We start from the raw sequence: 12,629 nt of genomic DNA, 5'->3' as shown, positions 1-12,629 counted from the left end.
GCCAACGGGCCTTCCAGGGCGTACGACTGTCCGGTGACCGGCGTCATTAGATATCAACTTCATATCAGGCGCATATCGTTCCCGTTGCAGTTGCGCCCGTGCGGTCATTTGGGCGCTTGAGGCGTGCCGCACTATGCCATGCTTGAAATCCAGGCCGTCCGGGGACCGGCTTACTGGGCTAAGGCCCATCATTAACAGCCAGGAAGGACAGCGCAATCAGAGTGCCGGAAACACCCGCCCCCCGCTCGGCCGAACGTGCCGCGCGGCCGTTCCGTGCGCGGGGCGTATTGGCCCTCCTCCCGGCGCTCCTCCTGCTGACCGGCTGCATTGCCGATCCCGGCCCCGACCCCACCTTGACGGCGAACTCCACCGCTGCCGCCACCGGCTCCCCCGGCGCGCCCTCCACCAGCGCACCCCTGGAAACCACGCAGTCCTCGAACAAAGCGCCCGTGTACTGGATCGGCCGCAGCAACGGCAACGTCTTCCTTTACCGGGAGTTCCGGGACGTCCCGGAACAGGAGAACCCGGTGACGCGTGCGCTGCGGGCCATGATGTCCGACAAGCCGCTGGACCCCGATTACTTCACGCCCTGGCAGAGTCCCACGGAGCTGGCAACCTCGATCTCCGGAAAGAATGTCATCACCGTCGACGTCTCCGCAGATGCCTTCAACAGCAATCTCGACGCCGACATGGCCGTACGTGCCATCCAGCAGCTCATATTCACGGCCACTGCGGCGGCGGCCAGCTCTGGCCTGATTGACTCGGGCCAGCAGATTCAGGTGCGGGTTCTGGTGGACAGCCATACCGACTACCTCGCCTTCGGCCATGTCCAGCTGGGTGCCCCGATGTCACGGGCTGCCGGCATGGTGGCACCCGTGTGGATCATCGATCCACAGGAGGGTACGGACATTGCCGGCGGCAGTGTCAAGATCACAGGCCGCAGCACCGTCCCGGGGGGCAAACTGCGGTGGCAGATCCTGCGGGCCGCGGGAAACGGGGACAAGACCCCGTACCTGACCGGTGAGACCACGGCCGGTGCTGACGCCGCTCAGTCCGGACTTTTTACGCTTGCGCTTAGCCTCGCGTCCGGAAGTTACGAGCTCCGCGTATGGCAATCAGATGGCGGCAACGGCGCGGAACTGAACGTGGACACTCGGAAGTTCAACGTCAGTTAGTTCACACCTCCGGTTAGTTCACGCTGCCCGTTAGCTTAGGCCTGCGCGGCGCTCCAGCGCCCCAACACATCGCTCGCAAGCACAACGGCGGCGGGTCCGGCAGTGGAGGACCTCAGGACATGGTTGCCCAGGAGTGCCGTCACGGCACCGGCACCGCAGAGCCTGGTGACTTCGCGGGGACTGATCCCACCCTCCGGACCGACGATGAGCAGGACTTCCCGGTGACCCAAGGCCGCCGGCGCGGCGGCCTGCCATGCCTCCAGCACGGACCGTAGCGGCCGCACAGCGTCTTCGTGGAGGATTACGGCAAGGTCCGCGGCTGCCACGGCGGCAACCAGGCCGGGGGTTTCGACGGCGGCGCGCACCTCGGGAATCCAGGCGCGCCGTGCCTGCTTGGCTGCTGCCGTGACCACGGACTGCCATTTGGCATGGGCTTTCACGGCGCGCTCACCCTTCCAGCGCACGATCGAACGTTCCGACTGCCAGGGCACCACGGCGTCGATCCCCAATTCCGTGGCGGTTTCCACGGCGAGCTCATCACGGTCGCCCTTGGCCAGGGCCTGGACCAGGACCAGCCGGATGTCAGGCTGTTGTTCCACAGCCAGTTCGGCGCATTCAACGGTGAGTTCGGCGGGTGATGCCGCAACAACCGTTCCCGTCAGCCGTTTACCGGCGCCGTCGGCAATGTCCACGGACTCCCCGGGCGTCAATCGCTTGACTGTTACCGCATGGCGCGCTTCGGGGCCCTGAAGGGTATAACGGGCACCGGGAACCAACTGGTCCAGTGACCCGGCTCCGCTGAAGAAGACGGGGTTGCTCACAGCTACAGGTTACCGAGCCGGTCCCGCAGCTTGGCGAAGACCCCACCGCTGGCCGTCAGCTTGCCCTCGGTGAACTGTTCGCCGCGCAACTTTGCCAATTGCCGCAGGAGGTCCTCCTGAGCGGGATCGAGTTTCGCCGGCGTCTCCACCTGCAGGTGGACCAGCAGGTCACCGCGGCCATAGCCCCGGAGGTGGGTGACGCCCAGGCCGCGGAGGGTGATGACCTCGCCGGCCTGGGTCCCGGCTTTGACGTCGATTTCCTGAAGTCCATCGAAGGTTTCCAGCGACATTTCGGTGCCCAGGGCAGCTGCAGTCATAGGAATGTGGAGCGTCGCGTGCAGGTCATCGCCGTCCCGGACGTAGGTGGGATCGTTGTTGACCCGGATCTCGACGTAAAGGTCACCGGAAGGTCCGCCGGCAGGGCCGGCTTCGCCTTGCCCGGACAGCTGGATCCGGGTACCGGTTGCGACGCCGGCGGGCACCTTGATGGTGAGTGACCGGCGGCTGCGAATGCGGCCCTGGCCGTTGCATTCGTTGCATGGATCCTTGATGACAGAGCCGAAGCCTTCGCAGCTGCCGCAGGGAGCCGCCGTCATGACCTGGCCAAGGATGGAACGTACGGCCCGCTGGACCTGGCCGCTGCCGCCGCAGATATCGCAGCGCTCGGGGTGGCTGCCTTCGCGGCAGCACGAGCCGTTGCAGGTGGGACAGGTGACGGCGGTATCCACCTCAAGCTTGCGGTTGACGCCGAACACGGCGTCGCGCAGTTCGATCCGGACGCTGATGAGGGCGTCCTGGCCGCGGCGGACCCGGGACGCCGGACCCGAGGATCCGCCGGCCCCAAAGAACGTATCGAAGATGTCCTGGAACGCGAAGCCCTGGCCGGCATAACTGCCACCGCCGAAGCCATTGTCGGTGCCGTTCTCATTGCCTGTGGTGTCATAGACGCGGCGCTTCTGGGGGTCCGAAAGTACCTCGTAGGCATGGGTAACGGCCTTGAAGCGGTCCGACGCATCGTCCCCGGGATTAACGTCCGGGTGAAGGGTGCGGGCCAGCTTGCGGTAGGCCTTCTTGATCTCTTCTCCGGTGGCTTCCGGCGAGACTCCGAGGACGTCGTAGTGGCTGCTCAAAGTTCGTATCTCTTCCCTGTTGTACTTCCGGCAGCGAGGCTGCCGGCACTGCTCTTGGTGCCTGGACCGTTGTTGTTACGGACCCAGAATTCTTGAAAGATAGCGGGCTACTGCCCTGACGGCGGCCATGGTGGTGGGATAGTCCATCCGGGTGGGACCCAGGACGCCAACCTTGGCCGTGCTGTCAGGTCCGTAGGCCGTGGCGACCACCGAGGCTTCGGCCAGTCCGTCGTAGGGGTTTTCCCGGCCGATACTCACTGTCACACCCCGCGGGTCCTGCGCCATGTCACTGAGGAGGCGGAGGAGGACCACCTGTTCCTCGAGGGCCTCCAGCACAGGACCGATGCTGAGCGGGAAATCCACGTTGGACCTGGCCAGGTTCGCAGTGCCGGCCATCACCATGCGGTCCTCACGGCTGCTATGGGCGAGCGTTTCGAGCCCTTGAGCCAACGCCTGGGCAGCTGCCCGCTGTCCTGGCGCGACGGAGGAAACCACTCCCGGCAGTGACTGGGCCAACCGGCTGAGCGGCGTGCCCGCCAGCGAGCCGAGGAAATGCGTCCGCAAAGCGGCGATAGTGTCCTCACCGAGGTCCTGGCCGACGTCTATCACGCGCTGTTCCACCTTGCCGGTGGTGGCGATGAGCACCAGAAGGACCTGGCGTGGCGCCAGCAGGACAAACTCGATGTGGCGGATGGTGGCCCGGCTCAAATGCGGGTACTGCACCACGGCCACCTGGTTGGTCAGTTGGGACAGGAGCCTGACGGTCCTGTCCAGGGCATCATCCAAGTCGTCCGCGCCCTCAAGGAGCGACTGGATGGCCTTCTTCTCCGCCGGAGAGAGCGGCTTGACCGCCGAAATCTGATCCACAAACAGCCGGTAGCCCTTGTCAGTGGGGATCCTGCCCGCGCTGGTATGCGGAGCGGTGATCAGGCCCTCGTCTTCCAGGGCAGCCATGTCATTGCGGATGGTTGCGCTGGAAACGCCGAGGTGGTGGCGTTCAACCAAGGCTTTGGAACCCACGGGCTCGCGGGAGTGCACGTAGTCCTCCACAATGGCCCGCAGCACTTCAAGTTTGCGCGGCTCGCTCACACTCCACCTCCATCCACGGTTGCGCCTCATTGTTCACGGCAATGGTCACGGCTCGTTAGCACTCGACATGCCTAAGTGCTAACAGTCTAATATGACTCACCCCGTTGTTAGCATTGGTACCGCTCCGGGCGAACATTCCGGGGCACGATCTAGCACAAGGCGGAATCAATCCATGCAGTACCAGAACTGGGGTCCGCAGGAGATCACCGCGCCCGTCCGGAGCGAACTCCCCGAGGTTGCAGTGGAACGCGGCATGGTCCTCGAAGACGCACAGTCCGGCTGGGTAGGAGCAGTGACCCGGGTGGAGAAGTCCGGCGGCATGCATGTGGTTGCCCTCGAAGACCGGCGGGGCAAGTCGCGTTCGTTCAAGCTTGGATTCGGGTTCCTTTTGGAAGGCCAGCCCATCAGGCTCATGCCCCCGGCGCCCAGGCAGAGCGCGGCCGCGCCCGCCGGCCGGACGGCGTCCGGCTCTGTCCGCGTGGCGGGCCAGCGTGCCCAGGTGGCCAAGGCGAGCAGGATCTGGGTGGAGGGAAAGCACGACGCCGAACTCGTGGAAAAGGTCTGGGGTGACGATCTCCGGGTGGAAGGCATCGTCGTCGAGCCTTTGCATGGCATCGATGACCTCGCAGGGGCGGTGGCCGCCTTCGGTCCCGGGCCCAGCCGGCGGCTGGGGATCCTGGTGGATCACCTGGTGCCGGACTCCAAAGAGTGGCGCATCGCGGCCGGTGTGATGGCCTCCCCGGGCGCCGCCGGGAATGTGCTGATTGTCGGACACCCCTACGTTGATGTGTGGCAGGCAATCCGCCCCGCCGTGCTCGGCATCGAACGATGGCCTGTGGTGCCCCGTGGGCAGGACYGGAAAACCGGCATCCTGGCCGCCTTCGGCTGGCCGCACTCCACGAAGGAAGACATCGGGCTGGGCTGGCAGAAGCTGTTGGGTGCGGTCCGCAGCTACGCGGACCTGGAAGCGTCACTGCTCGGCCGGGTGGAGGAAGTCATTGACTTCCTGACGGCGCCATGACTCCGCGGGGCCCGTGAACGGCCCAAGGGCTGTCCCGACCGCGGCATTTGCCGCGTGACCCAGTATTCTTGGTACTGAAGAGGCTGTTGTCGCACCCGACCGGCATTCTCCAAACCAGCACCATTGCACTTTCGAAGGATGAAACCGTGGCACAAAACGCACGCGAGCACCGGGACGACCAAGGCCGTTCCGAGTACCAGGGCGTTCCCGCAAATGCGTTGCCCCTTACGGCCAGCGAAGACCGGCAATGGGCCACGCTCGCACACTTTGGCGGGATCCTCGGCTGTGTACCGTCCCTGCTGATTTACCTGATCTTCCGTGAACGCGGACCGTTCACCGCGCAGGAATCCAAGGAAGCGCTGAACTTCAGCCTGCCGCCCACCATCGCGGCACTGGTGGCCAACATCCTCGTCTTTATTCCGGTGGTCGGGAACATCTTCGCCGTCATCGCCACCCTCATCTGGATTGCGCTGACCTGCTTCTCGGTCTCCGCCGGTATTCACGTCAACAAGGGCCAGCCGCACCGCTACCCGTACAACCTGCGCTGGATCAAATAGTCCCCACCCGCCCCCTAGCCTCGCAGGCTCGGCCAGGGGACCCGGCGGGCGTGGGCCCACGGTTGCTGGCCTTAAGCGTTAGTCCGGCAGGATTCTCCGGACCACGGCGTCCGCCAGCAGGCGGCCCTTCAGGGTCAGCACCAATGTTCCCTTGATGGCAGCGGGCGCGTCCACGAGACCCTCGGCCATCAGCCCGGCCACGGCAAGGCGTCCGTACTCACCCAGCGATGACGTTGCCAGCCCCGACACAAGCCGGGCCTCAAGCATCACGCGCTCCACCTCGCGGGTATCGGCGTCGAGCGTTTCCCTGCCCGCAGCCGGCGAGAGCCCCTGGGCGAGCCGCCCCGCGTAGGCGGTGGGGTGCTTGACGTTCCACCAGCGCACGCCGCCCACATGCGAGTGTGCGCCCGGGCCGATGCCCCACCAATCGTCCCCGCGCCAGTAGGCGAGATTATGCCGGCAAGCCTGCTCCGGCGTCCGCGACCAGTTACTCACCTCATACCAGCTGAGTCCCGCTTCGCCGATGAGCTGGTCGGCGAGTTCGTACTTGTCGGCGTGGTCGTCGTCGTCGATTCCCGGAACTTCGCCGCGGCGGATCTGGGCGGCGAGTTTGGTGCCGTCCTCCACGATCAGCGCATAGGCGCTGATGTGGTCAGGCTCATAGGACAAGGCAGTCTCCAGGGAAAACCGCCAGTCGTCGAGTGACTCCCCCGGCGTGCCGTAGATCAGGTCCAGGCTCACGGCCAGTCCTGCCTCACGGGCCCACTGCACCACCTGGGGAACCCTGCTGGGTGTGTGGGTGCGGTCCAGGACCTTCAGGACATGGGGAACTGCCGACTGCATGCCGAACGAAACCCGGGTAAATCCGGCGCTCTTCAACAGCGCCAGCGATTCGGGGGTGACCGAATCCGGGTTCGCTTCGGTGGTGACTTCGGCGCCTTCTTCCAGGCCCCATTCCGCGACGGCGGCGCTCAGGATCCGCGCAAGGTCCTCGGCCGGGAGGAGCGTCGGGGTCCCGCCGCCGAAGAAGAGCGTACTCAGGGGCCTCGCCGGCAGCCCGGATTCGGTCAGGACGCGGGTGGCCATCCTGATCTCGGAGATGGCGGTCCCGGCGTAGGCGTCCTGGGACGCGCCGCCGCCGAGTTCCGTGGCCGTGTAGGTGTTGAAATCGCAATAACCGCACCGGACCGCGCAGAACGGGATGTGCACGTACAGCCCAAAGTTCCGGGCCGCCGCACCGTCTGCCGCCTGGGCAGGCAGCAGACCGTCCGACGGCGCCGGATCACCAAGGGGAAGAACGCTGGGCATCAGCGGGTCCCCCACTGCGCGTGGGTCACTTCTTCTTGGCCTTGTCCTTTGATTCGTCGGTGGTGAGGGCGGCGATGAACGCCTCCTGCGGCACCTCCACCGTTCCCACCATCTTCATGCGCTTCTTGCCTTCCTTCTGCTTTTCCAGAAGTTTGCGCTTACGCGAAATGTCACCGCCGTAGCACTTGGCCAGAACGTCCTTGCGGATTGCCCGGATGCTTTCGCGGGCAATGATTCGCGAGCCGATGGCGGCCTGAATGGGCACCTCGAACTGCTGGCGCGGGATGAGTTCACGCAGCTTGGTGGTCATCATGACGCCGTAGGAATAGGCCTTGTCACGGTGGGTGATGGCAGAGAACGCGTCCACCTGTTCGCCCTGGAGCATGATGTCCACCTTGACCAGATCGGCTACCTGCTCGCCGTCGGCCTTCCAGTCCAGCGAGCCGTAGCCGCGGGTCTTGGACTTAAGGATGTCAAAGAAGTCGAAGACGATTTCGGCAAGCGGCAGGCGGTAACGGATCTCCACCCGGTCCTCGGAGAGGTAGTCCATGCCACCCAACACGCCGCGCCGGCTCTGGCAAAGTTCCATGATGGCGCCAACAAATTCGTTTGGCGCGAGGATGGTGGCGGACACCATCGGCTCGCGGACCTCGGCGATCTTGCCGGAGGGGTATTCGCTGGGGTTGGTCACATGGACCACCTTCTTGTCCTCCAGCGTCACCTCGTATTCCACGTTGGGAGCGGTGGAGATCAGGTCCAGGTTGTACTCGCGTTCGAGGCGTTCGCGGGTGATTTCCAGGTGCAGCAGGCCGAGGAAGCCCACGCGGAACCCGAAGCCCAGCGCCGCTGATGTTTCGGGCTCGTACACCAACGCGGCGTCGTTGAGCATCAGCTTCTCCAGCGCATCACGGAGCACTGGGTAGTCCGTGCCGTCCAGAGGATACAGGCCGGAGAAGACCATGGGCTTGGCGTCGGCATAGCCCGGCAGCGACTTGGCGGCAGGCTTGGCGAGGTTGGTGACGGTATCGCCGACCTTGGACAGGCGCACGTCCTTCACCCCAGTGATGAGGTACCCGACCTCGCCCACACCAAGGCCCTTGGAGGGGGTGGGCTCCGGGGAGCTCACCCCGATCTCAAGGAGTTCGTGCGTGGCGCGGGTGGACATCATCTGGATGCGTTCGCGGGGGTGCAGCATGCCGTCAACCACCCGGACGTAGGTGACCACGCCGCGGTAGGTGTCGTAGACCGAGTCGAAAATCATGGCACGCGCGGGAGCGTTGGGGTCGCCAACGGGGGCGGGCAGATCGCGGACAATCTTGTCCAGCAGTGCCTCGACGCCCATGCCGGTCTTGCCCGAGACGCGGAGAACGTCCTCAGGATCACCGCCAATCAGGTTGGCCAGCTCTGCCGCGTACTTTTCAGGCTGCGCTGCCGGGAGGTCGATCTTGTTCAGGACCGGAATGATAGTGAGGTTGTTTTCCATCGCCAGGTAGAGGTTGGCGAGGGTCTGTGCCTCAATCCCCTGGGCAGCATCCACCAGCAGGACCGCGCCCTCGCAGGCCGCCAGCGAACGGGAGACCTCGTACGTGAAATCCACGTGGCCAGGAGTATCGATCATGTTCAAGGCGTAACTGCTGCCATCGAGTTCCCACGGCATACGAACGGCCTGGGACTTGATGGTGATGCCGCGCTCGCGTTCGATGTCCATGCGATCCAGGTACTGGGCCTTCATATCGCGGGGCTGAACCACCCCGGTCAACTGCAACATGCGGTCGGCCAAAGTGGACTTGCCGTGGTCAATGTGCGCGATGATGCAGAAATTCCGAATGATGGCCGGATCTGTCGCGGCGGGCACCGGGGCGGTGCGGGCCATGGGAGACACGCAGGGTCCTTACTGTTGGCAGTCACGCGGCCGCCACCAGGACGCACAAAAGGCACCCTGCGGCCGGACCGCACATTTTGAACCTCCAGTGTCCCACGTCCGGGGGCAACGCACTGCATCCTGCGGCAAACATGCGGGACTGCCCGGCGATATTGTTTTCCCCATGCCTATCAACTTCCGCTCACTGGCCAACGCCGTCCGGACATCCATCAGGGTGCTGCAAAAGATACGGTCCGGGGCAGCAGCGCCAGCGCGACAGCATTCCCTGGGGAATCCCCGCCAATCGCCGCCCGCACCATCTGCCATGTCCACCGCCTATCCCGGGGACTTTCAGGGTGTCTCGGCCATCCGCTATGCCCCGCAGCCCGACGGCAGCCCCGATCCCGGCGAGATCGTGTGGGCCTGGGTCCCGTACGAGGAGGACCACTCACGGGGCAAGGACCGGCCCGTCCTGCTGGTCGGCAAGAGCGGGCGGCACCTGCTCGCAGTGATGCTCACCAGCAAGGACCACGACCAGGACGGTCACCGCGCCGGCCACTACGTGGACATCGGTACCGGCGCGTGGGACCGGCAGCAGCGGCCCAGCGAAGCCAACCTCAGCCGGATCCTTCAGATCGCCCCGGACGCCATTCGGCGCGAAGGTGCAGTCCTGGACCGGACGCGCTTCGATCTGGTGGCTGCGGAGCTACGCCGGCGACACAGCTGGAAGTAGCCCGCCTAAATGGCAGGGTCTTTTCAAAGTCCGGTGAGATTTCGGGCGATCCGCGGGTCGCGCATGGCTGCCCGGAGTGCTGAGGTGATGTTGGTAGTGCCGGCGAGGCGGTGGATGCTGATGGCGAGGTTTCGCAGGGTGGCCATGACGTGGGCGGCGTTGCCGGTTCGGATTTGTGAGGTGTCCTCGCTGTAGGCGGTGTCCCGGACCCAGTGCAGGCGGTTTTCGATGCTCCAGTGTCCGCGGATGTCTTCGGCGATGTCGGCCGCTGTGGCTTGTCCGGGCGGCAGTGAGGTGATGACGAAGACGTGTTCTCGGGACTTTTCTCCGGTCGTGTGGTTGTGTCGGTCTCTGGTCAGGCGGACGGTTTGGGCCGCGTGCGGGAATCCGATCCATTCCTGGGCTCGCTGGGCGGTCGCTGACCAGACGGTGGTGCGGCCGTGGGCTTTCTCGCGTTGGATGTAGGCGGGTTTTCGGGTTGACCAGGTCTGGGTGCTGATCCTTGTCCGCAGGCGTGCCTGGTTGGTCTTGACGGTGAAGACGTAGTGGGCTCCGCGGGCGTGCAGGTCCTTGGCGTGAGCTGATTGGGTGTGGAGGGCGTCGGCGGTGATCACGGCGCCGTTGAGGTCACCGAGCCTGTCCATCAGGGTGACGAAGTGTGGGATCTCGTTGGTTTTCTCTCCGATGGATTCCTGCCCGATGACGGTGCCTGAGCGGTGGTCCAGGGCGGCCATGAGGAAGACCCTGGCGCCGCCGCCGTTCTTGGCTCCCCGGGCTTCCTTGCCATCTACCGCGATCACCGGCCGGGCACCACGCCGGAGGACCCGGGCGCGTGTCCAGGCACTCACGGCGGTGTCGAGTGCTTCGGCGTCCATACCGGCGGCCACGCGGTGGATCGTGGCCAGGGACGGAATCTTTCCCGACGCGAACAGCGTGCCGGAATCCGCGGCATGCCGGGCCCATTCCACGATCATGGTCAAAGTCTTCGCCCCGGAGAACACCGCGCCGACCAGCACCAGCAGCAGGTCAGTGAACGGGTACCTCACCCCGCGTCTGGCTCGCGGGTCCGGAACCTGCCCGAGCGCGGCCCGTAGCGCCTGAACATCGATTTGTCCGTAGTCCGGGCCGCCTGTCGAATGGCTTTCCAGCAGGCTCGTGAGGGAAGATGGCATCGGAGAACTCCTGTCGACGGCGTTGTGGTAAACACCGGATTAACAGGAGTTCTCTGCGATTAAAAGCCGCCACGCGGGGCGGGACACGACACCGAGCATCACCGGGACTTTGCAAAGACCCTGCCTAAATGGCCAGCCACCAGCGGTTCTGCTATTCTTTATAGCTGTGTGTCCGTGCAGGTCGACGGCCACTCATGGTTGGTCGCCATAGGTATCCCCACGCCGCTCAGTCAATGGCCAACTTGAAAGCCCTCTAGACCATTTCCGCATTAAAAAGAGAGTTCACACGTGGCTAATATCAAGTCCCAGAAAAAGCGCATCCTCACCAACGAGAAGGCCCGCCTGCGCAACAACGCAGTCAAGTCTGAGCTGAAGACGGCCATCCGCGCCGTCAACACCGCCGTTGAGTCCACTGACAAGGATGCAGCTGCTGCTGCCCTGGTTGCCGCCAGCCGCAAGCTGGACAAGGCTGTCAGCAAGGGTGTTCTGCACAAGAACAACGCAGCGAACCGCAAGTCGGCGATCTCCAAGAAGGTCAACGCACTGTAAGGTTTCCAGTTCATTTGAACTGATGATTGTGGCCGGCACCCGATGGGTGCCGGCCACAACTCTTTAAGTCTCTGCTCTGGAGCGAGAACCCCCTTACCGACCCCGTGTCAGTGGCGGTGCGCGGACGTGGCGATGACGGTCACCGCGTGTTCAACGGCATAAACAGGATCACGCGAAAGACCCTTCACCTGTGCGTCGGCCTCTGCGGTGGCCTGGATGGCGCGGACCAGGCCATCCGGGGTCCAGCGGCGAACGTCCCGCTGTGCCTGCTCCACCAGCCAGGGCTGCATGCCCAGCTCCCGGGCTATCTGCGCCGATGATCCTTGGGCGCCGGCCACTTTGGCTAACGTCCGCAGCTTTGCTGCCAGCGCGGCAACCAGCGGAACCGGGTCAGCTCCGGTGGCCAGGGCATGGCGGAGTGTGGACAGGGCAAGAGGACCGTTACCGGCCATGGCGGCATCGGCAACCTTGAATGCCGTGGCTTCGATCCTGCCGCCGTAGTAACGGTCCACCAGTTCCGGAGTTACCGCTCCCGTGGCATCTGCGATCAACTGGCTGCAGGCTGCAGCCAGTTCAGAGAGGTTGGCGCCGACGGCGTTGACCAGAGTCTGCACCCCGTCAGAGGTGATCTTCCGGCCGGCGATCCGGAACTCTGCCGCCACGAACGCGGACTTGTCCGCGTCCTTCTTCAGGGGCTGGCAGTCAACCACCGGCCAGCCTCCAGCCTTGACTGCATCCAGGAGTTTCTTGCCGCGGACTCCCCCGGCGTGCCGCAGGACGAGGACCGCATCCGGTTCAGGGTGGGACAGGTACGCGAGGGCGTCGGCGAGGAAGGCGTCGTTCATGCTTTCAACGCCCTCGACTTCGATGAGTTTATGTTCGCCGAAGAGGGACGGGCTGACATTCATGGCGAGGGTGCCCGCCTCGTAACTGCCGGCCGTCAGGCGGCTGATCTCAACGTCGGGAAACGCCGCCCTCACCTGTGTGCGGATGTGCTCCATGGCGCGGATGCCGAGGTATTCTTCGGGTCCGCCCACCAGGACGACTCCGGCGGGGCTCACGTCCCGCCACGAGGCAACATTCGACGGCGTTGTCCTGGTTCGTGTGGTCTGGGCTGCTGCCATGGTGGATCCCTCCCGGAGATTCTGGTGCAGTGTCTAAGCCTGCCATGGCGAACCCCCGCCTCCAAGCCGCGAAGGCCCAGCCCCCACAA

Annotated in this window: 12 protein-coding genes; 5 read left to right on the top strand and 7 right to left on the bottom strand. The window is 64.8% G+C overall.

Annotation, left to right across the window (positions count from 1 at the left end):
* Positions 1 to 221 precede the first annotated feature (221 nt).
* Positions 222 to 1,175, top strand: a complete 954-nt coding sequence (locus AC1DIM_RS02955; protein ID WP_477708995.1) for a GerMN domain-containing protein — start codon at positions 222 to 224, stop codon at positions 1,173 to 1,175.
* 35 nt (positions 1,176 to 1,210) lie between these two features.
* Here AC1DIM_RS02955 and AC1DIM_RS02950 read toward each other — a convergent pair whose 3' ends face one another.
* From AC1DIM_RS02950 to hrcA, 3 genes are all read right to left on the bottom strand, one after another.
* Positions 1,211 to 1,996, bottom strand: a complete 786-nt coding sequence (locus tag AC1DIM_RS02950; protein WP_477708994.1) for a 16S rRNA (uracil(1498)-N(3))-methyltransferase — start codon at positions 1,994 to 1,996, stop codon at positions 1,211 to 1,213.
* A 2-nt stretch (positions 1,997 to 1,998) separates the two neighbouring features.
* Entirely contained in the window at positions 1,999 to 3,126 is a 1,128-nt protein-coding gene (gene dnaJ / locus AC1DIM_RS02945) for a molecular chaperone DnaJ (RefSeq protein WP_477708993.1), read from the bottom strand.
* 75 nt (positions 3,127 to 3,201) lie between these two features.
* Positions 3,202 to 4,215, bottom strand: coding sequence for a heat-inducible transcriptional repressor HrcA (hrcA, locus tag AC1DIM_RS02940; RefSeq protein ID WP_477708992.1), 1,014 nt, complete (start codon positions 4,213 to 4,215; stop codon positions 3,202 to 3,204).
* Positions 4,216 to 4,387: 172 nt separating this feature from the next.
* Between hrcA and AC1DIM_RS02935 the strand changes: the two genes are divergently transcribed.
* Together AC1DIM_RS02935 and AC1DIM_RS02930 are read left to right on the top strand one after the other, a co-directional pair.
* Positions 4,388 to 5,236, top strand: a complete 849-nt coding sequence (locus AC1DIM_RS02935; RefSeq protein WP_477708991.1) for a DUF3097 domain-containing protein — start codon at positions 4,388 to 4,390, stop codon at positions 5,234 to 5,236.
* A gap of 146 nt (positions 5,237 to 5,382) precedes the next feature.
* Positions 5,383 to 5,793, top strand: coding sequence for a DUF4870 domain-containing protein (locus AC1DIM_RS02930; RefSeq protein WP_477708990.1), 411 nt, complete (start codon positions 5,383 to 5,385; stop codon positions 5,791 to 5,793).
* Between the two features lie 78 nt (positions 5,794 to 5,871).
* Here the strand turns inward: AC1DIM_RS02930 and hemW are convergent, their stop codons facing one another.
* Positions 5,872 to 7,101 (bottom strand): radical SAM family heme chaperone HemW, encoded by a 1,230-nt coding sequence (gene hemW, locus AC1DIM_RS02925; protein WP_477708989.1) that lies wholly within the window; start codon positions 7,099 to 7,101, stop codon positions 5,872 to 5,874.
* 25 nt (positions 7,102 to 7,126) lie between these two features.
* Positions 7,127 to 8,983, bottom strand: a complete 1,857-nt coding sequence (gene lepA, locus AC1DIM_RS02920; RefSeq protein WP_477708988.1) for a translation elongation factor 4 — start codon at positions 8,981 to 8,983, stop codon at positions 7,127 to 7,129.
* A 163-nt stretch (positions 8,984 to 9,146) separates the two neighbouring features.
* On the opposite strand from lepA, the gene AC1DIM_RS02915 reads away from it, so the two are divergent.
* Complete coding sequence (locus AC1DIM_RS02915) at positions 9,147 to 9,695, top strand: type II toxin-antitoxin system PemK/MazF family toxin (protein WP_477708987.1); 549 nt, start codon at positions 9,147 to 9,149, stop codon at positions 9,693 to 9,695.
* Positions 9,696 to 9,718: 23 nt separating this feature from the next.
* Here AC1DIM_RS02915 and AC1DIM_RS02910 read toward each other — a convergent pair whose 3' ends face one another.
* Positions 9,719 to 10,867: an ISAs1 family transposase gene (locus AC1DIM_RS02910; RefSeq protein ID WP_477708986.1), complete on the bottom strand. Its 1,149-nt coding sequence runs from the start codon at positions 10,865 to 10,867 to the stop codon at positions 9,719 to 9,721.
* Positions 10,868 to 11,155: 288 nt separating this feature from the next.
* Here AC1DIM_RS02910 and rpsT point away from each other — a divergent pair, with 288 nt between their 5' ends.
* A complete protein-coding gene (gene rpsT, locus AC1DIM_RS02905) occupies positions 11,156 to 11,416 on the top strand; it encodes a 30S ribosomal protein S20 (protein ID WP_011692086.1) in 261 nt (86 codons plus the stop codon).
* Between the two features lie 107 nt (positions 11,417 to 11,523).
* On the opposite strand, the gene holA is transcribed toward rpsT, so the two are convergent.
* Positions 11,524 to 12,540, bottom strand: a complete 1,017-nt coding sequence (holA, locus tag AC1DIM_RS02900) for a DNA polymerase III subunit delta (RefSeq protein ID WP_477708985.1) — start codon at positions 12,538 to 12,540, stop codon at positions 11,524 to 11,526.
* Between the last annotated feature and the right edge of the window lie 89 nt (positions 12,541 to 12,629).

It is taken from the genome of Pseudarthrobacter sp. 01T43 (genome assembly GCF_056398665.1).
The sequence above is the reverse complement of the archived record's forward strand: the minus strand, read 5'-3'. Positions and strand labels throughout refer to the sequence as shown.